Below are 1,429 nucleotides of genomic sequence, written 5' to 3' on the forward strand. Positions count from 1 at the left end.
GCGCTGACACCCCCACCCCCTGCCCCCTCCCCGCAAGGGGGAGGGGGACGTCGAATGAGCTTACGACGCCGCGAACTTCAGCAGCTTGATCGCGTCGAAGTTCTGCACGCCGCCGCCGACGCGCTTGGTGGTGTAGAAGAGGACGTGCGGCTTGGCCGAGTACGGGTCGCGCAGGACCCGCACGCCAGCGCGGTCGACGATCAGATAGCCCTTCTCGAAGTCGCCGAACGCCACGGCCAGGGCGTTGGCGGCCACGTCCGGCATGGCCTCGATCTCGGTGACCGGGAAGCCGAGCAGCGAGGCGGACTGCCCCGGCTGCAGGGCCGCGTTCCAGATGTAGTTGCCTTGGGCGTCCTTGAACTTGCGCACGGCGCTGACCGTGCGGCGGTTCATGACGAAGCGGCCGTTCTGGCGGTACTGGGCCTTGGTCGCGTAGATCAGGTCGATCAGCTTGTCGGTCGGGTTCGACGCCGTCCACCCGCCCGCGACACCGGTGGCCAGATAGCCGACCTGGCCCCAGGTGTAGGACGCGTCCGGCGCGGCGGTGTAGGCCAGCAGGCCCTTGGGCTTGTTGACCCCGTCGCCCGACACGAAGGCCGTGGTCTCCTGGGCGGCGAAGGCGTCCTGCACCTCCTCGGCCAGCCACTCGTCGATGCTGACATAGGCGTCGTCCAGCAGGGCCTGGGTCGCGGCCGGGCTGGCGTAGAGCTCGCCGGCCGGGAAGTCGATCACGTCCAGGGTCGGGGCCGTGGTCTCGGGCCGCGCGGCGGTCTCGGCCACCCAGGCGGCGGCGAGACCCGTGGGCGAGACCGGCTTGCGGAAGGTCCCCGCGCCGATGGTGCGGACCTGGCAGATCTCGCGCATCGGCGAGGTGGCGGCCAGGCGCCGCAGGATCAGCCGCTCCAGCTCCGGCGGGGCGACATAGCCGCCCGCCGTGGCCGTCCCTTCGGACAGGCCCTTGGCCTCCAGCAGCGCGGCGGGCGTCTCGCCGGTCTTCACATAGCGGTCGAAGGCGGCCTTGCGCTCGTCCACGCTGGCGACCGGCGCCTCGCCGCCCAGGGCGGGGCGACGCAGGTCAGCCATGATCCGGTCGAGGCGGTCTTGAGCCCGCGCCATGGCCTCGTCGATGCGGCCGACCTTCTCCTCCAGCAGGACGTCGGCCCGCTTGGTTTCGATGGCCGAAAGGCGCGCGTCGTTGGCGGCCTTGAAGCTCTCGAACGCGGTCAGGACATCAGCCAGCGCCGCGCGGGCCTCGGGCGAGGCCGCGTGTTTGGTTTCCTTCATGGGGTTCTCCGAAAGAGGTGACAGATGCTCCCCCGCGATGCGGGGGAGCTGTCGGCGAAGCCGACTGAGGGGGCTAACTGGACGATGCCGAGCTCGCCCCCTCCGGCCCTCTGGGCCACCTCCCCCGCGTCGCGGGGGAGGATCT

1 protein-coding gene is annotated in these 1,429 nt (G+C 71.1%); it reads right to left on the minus strand.

Annotated features, from left to right (window positions below; all coding sequences use genetic code 11):
* Nucleotides 1–60: 60 nt before the first annotated feature.
* Entirely contained in the window at nucleotides 61–1,284 is a 1,224-nt protein-coding gene (locus AX690_RS05810; protein ID WP_066682766.1) for a phage major capsid protein, read from the minus strand.
* Nucleotides 1,285–1,429 lie beyond the last annotated feature (145 nt).

This window comes from Caulobacter sp. CCH9-E1 (genome assembly GCF_001556515.1).
GTDB lineage: Bacteria > Pseudomonadota > Alphaproteobacteria > Caulobacterales > Caulobacteraceae > Caulobacter.